This window comes from Thomasclavelia saccharogumia DSM 17460, from assembly GCF_000686665.1.
GTDB lineage: Bacteria > Bacillota_I > Bacilli_A > Erysipelotrichales > Coprobacillaceae > Thomasclavelia > Thomasclavelia saccharogumia.
The window spans coordinates 1-3,704 of sequence record NZ_JMLH01000113.1 but is presented as its reverse complement, the minus strand read 5'-3'; the positions used below and the strand labels follow the sequence as shown (position 1 = coordinate 3,704).

The window sequence follows — 3,704 nt, the reverse complement described above, 5'->3', positions numbered from 1 at the left end:
ATCTATTACAAGACTTAATTAATAAAGCAAATGGACTAAATGCCACAAATTATAGTGCTAAGACATGGAATGTAATGATGGAAGCGTTAAATGAAGCAAAGGCAGCTTTAACTGATAAAAATATTGATCAGGCAGGTGTCGATGCAGTATATGAAAACTTAATGGCTAGTATCAATGGCTTAGAAGTAGTTGCTTCAGGAGATACAACTGTAGCAGTAGATACAAGTGATACAACAAATATGTTATATCCACTTGCAGGACTTGCAATTGCAACTCTAGCGTTCTATGGAAATAGAAAAAGAAGATTTCGATAAAAAATTATTTAAAACAAGACTTACATTGTAGGTCTTGTTTTTGATTAGATATAAAAATGTTTATTAATTATGATTATTAGATATAATTATGAAAAAGGGGTGATTTAAATAGAGGTTAATGATAAAGTTGGTATAGTTTGTTGTTCAAATAGTTTACATATTACTATTAAAGATAAAATAGAATTGTTAAAAGGGGTTTTAATTCAATTAGGACTGAGACCGGTTTTTAGTCAATATATGTATGAAAATGAACTAGATTTTAAAGATTGTGGAAAATATCGAGCCAAGATATTAATGGATTTTTATCGGGATGAAGAAATTAAAGCTATTTTTGATATATCTGGAGGTGACATTGCAAATCAAATTCTACCCTATTTAGATTTTGAACTTATTAAAAAAAGTGATAAATTATTTTGGGGATATAGCGATTTAACGACAATTATAAATGCTATTTATGCTAAAACAGAAAATAAATCTGTTTTGTATCAAATACGGAATTTAGTATCAACAGAAAGTGAAATACAAATAAATAATTTTTCAAATACATTTTTTCAAAATAAAAGAGATTTATATACTTTTGAGTATGAATTTATTCAAGGAAATTATATGCATGGAATTGTTGTAGGTGGAAATATTAGATGTTTATTGAAACTAGCAGGAACTATGTATTGGCCAAATATGGAAAAAAAAGTATTGTTGCTTGAAGCTCAAAGTGGTGATGTTAATAAAATGATAACTTATTTAAGTCAATTAAAACAGCTGGGAGTATTCGATAAAATCAATGGAATCATATTGGGTACTTTTATAGAGATGGAAAAATCAGAGTTTCTTCCTACAATAACGGAATTAGTTAAATATTATGTAAATGATGACTTAGCGATAATAAAAACAAATGAGATAGGTCATGGATATAATTCTAAAGCTATAATCATTGGAGAAATAGTAGAGTTTATGAAATGTTAGATTTGATTTAAGATTATGTTTTAATATTGTTATTTATAAATTATGGTTTCAATAGTGGAAATGCTTAATAGTTTTAGGTTATAATATAGCTATATATTATTATAAAGGAACGTTGATAGAATGAAAAAATTTAAAAAGATTGTATCAGTTGTTTTAGGTTTGTTACTTACTTTAAATGTAGTTGGATGTACGCAAGAAGAAACTAAGACAACAACAAAAGTAAAAGATTTTGATGCTTATATCGAAAAATTGCCAACTTTATTGATGGCAGATGATGATATGAATCTTGAATTTACTTTTGAAAATCCAAGTAACTATGGTTTTGAAGAAGAATTGTTGAATTTACCATATAGTGATGAGGATGATTATAAAGAAAGTAAAAAAGAGTGTGAAAAGATTCTCAAAGAATTGAAATCATTTGATTATGATAAGCTGTCTGATAGTCAAAAGTTAACATATGATATTTTAGTTGATTATTTACAAAGAAATGCTTATCAATATGATTATTATTATTTAGATAATAGTTATTTAGGAAGTTTTATTAGTTTTCAAGCGCAATTACCATTATTATTGAGTGAATTTACATTTGAACGGCAAAATGATCTAGACAGCTATTTTCATATTTTAGAAACTGCTGAAGAAACATTTTTAAAGTATGCAGAGGTTGAAAAGAAGCGCCAAGAAAATAATTCTGGATTAGCAAAAAATATATTAGATAAAACGATTGAACAGTGTCAAAATTATACTAACGGAAGCGATGATTATTTAATTGAGAGAATCAATCAAAGAATAGATCAAGTAGAATTTTTAAATGATGAAGAAAAGGCAGCTGCTAAACAAAAAAATCAAGAATTAGTATCTGTTAATTTAAAAAATGCATATACGAGTTTAGGAGAGGAACTAAAAACAATTACAGCAACTAACCAAGAAAATAAAGGTTTATATTTTAGCTCTAATGGTAAAGAATATTATGAGGCAATGCTTCAAGGTAGAGTTGGAACAGATATGACAGTTGATGAAGTAAAAGAATATTTACAAAATAAACAGATTGAATTGATTATGGAGGCTAGAACTCTATTAACTGATAATCCTGAATTACAAAATGTAACAGGTTTTTCAGATCTTGTTTATTCTGATTTCACTTCAGTAGAAGAAACTTTAGATTATTTAAAGACAGTTATTTTTCAAGATTATCCAGAAATCGACAATTTAAATTATGAAATTATTACAGTTCCTGACGCTTGGAAAGATAACTTCTCCCCTGCTGCATATTTGCAAGGAAAAATTGATGCTTCAATTGATACACCAGAGTTGATTTATATTAATGGTGATTATTCACAAACTTTATTTGACACAATTGAACATGAAGGATATCCTGGACATATGTATCAACATACGTATTTTAAGCAACAAAAAAATATACCAACAGTACGTTATTTAATTGATTACAATGGTTATAGTGAAGGATGGGCTACTTATGTTGAGTGGAATGGCTATAAATATGCTCCTGTAGAAGATAAAACACTTTTAGAATATAAAAGTTTAAATGATCGTTTAACAGCTGTATTTATTTGTTTAATGGATATTGGTATTCATTATGACGGCTGGGATTATGATGATTATGTAGATTATTGGAAAAATAATTTTGGTGAAGTAAGTGAAGATACGATGCTTGAACAATATAATTTATTTATTGAGACACCTACAAATTATTTACAATATTATTTATCTGGCTTTTTATTCCAGGATCTTTATAATAAAGCTGAAGAAGAATTAGGTGAAAAATTTTCATCAGTAGATTTTCATGATGTAATTCTGTCTACTGGACCATCTTCATTTAATATATTAGAAAAACAAGTTGATAGTTTTATTAGTGAAAAAAGTAAATAAAATAGACTGTGTAAGTTAAAAGATTTTTAATCTTAACTACACAGTTTTTCATTTACGCTATAATAAAATTAGAAATATATAAGTGATAAGTTAGGAAGTAAGGATAAGATTTTTTTGATTACTTAGTAAATAAATAGAACATAATTAATTTTTATTAAAGTAAATAGAAAAAAGTTAAAAATTTTACTTTTATAATTGAAAATATTATTATTTTATGCTAGTATTTGAATATAAATTAAATAATCAGATTGTTACTTTAAGTAGGCAAGACTAAAATATCTATTATTTGGTCTTGCTTTTTGTTGTAATAAAATGATTTCTAAAAATGATAGAAGGGAAGGTGAAAAAATCAGATATTTATATTTTATAAATTGTAAAATTTTATAAATTAAAAGGGGAAAGGAATATGGAAAAAATAATAAAAAAAGGATTATCAATTATTCAATGTCATTAAGTTAGGCATTAAAATACTGAAAAAGCTCTTTAATGTAATTTAAAGAGACTTTTTTATTTAGCTATTGACAAATAGTGAGAATC

At 26.0% G+C, this 3,704-nt stretch carries 3 protein-coding genes; all 3 read left to right on the top strand.

Features of this window, described 5'->3' with window-relative positions; translation table 11 throughout:
* Positions 1 to 314 (top strand): LPXTG cell wall anchor domain-containing protein (locus tag BR82_RS16110; protein WP_034865251.1); only part of this gene is annotated, 314 nt, incomplete at its 5' end.
* 108 nt (positions 315 to 422) lie between these two features.
* The gene (locus BR82_RS0114305; protein WP_027090715.1) at positions 423 to 1,277 is read left to right on the top strand and encodes a S66 family peptidase; all 855 of its coding nucleotides are present in this window, start codon (positions 423 to 425) and stop codon (positions 1,275 to 1,277) included.
* A gap of 120 nt (positions 1,278 to 1,397) precedes the next feature.
* A complete protein-coding gene (locus BR82_RS0114300; RefSeq protein WP_027090714.1) occupies positions 1,398 to 3,167 on the top strand; it encodes a DUF885 domain-containing protein in 1,770 nt (589 codons plus the stop codon).
* Positions 3,168 to 3,704 lie beyond the last annotated feature (537 nt).

What these genes read in the sequence shown, in the direction of transcription:
- BR82_RS0114300 (WP_027090714.1), top strand. Translation starts at nt 1,398, where the DNA reads ATGAAAAAATTTAAAAAGATTGTATCAGTTGTTTTAGGTTTGTTACTT.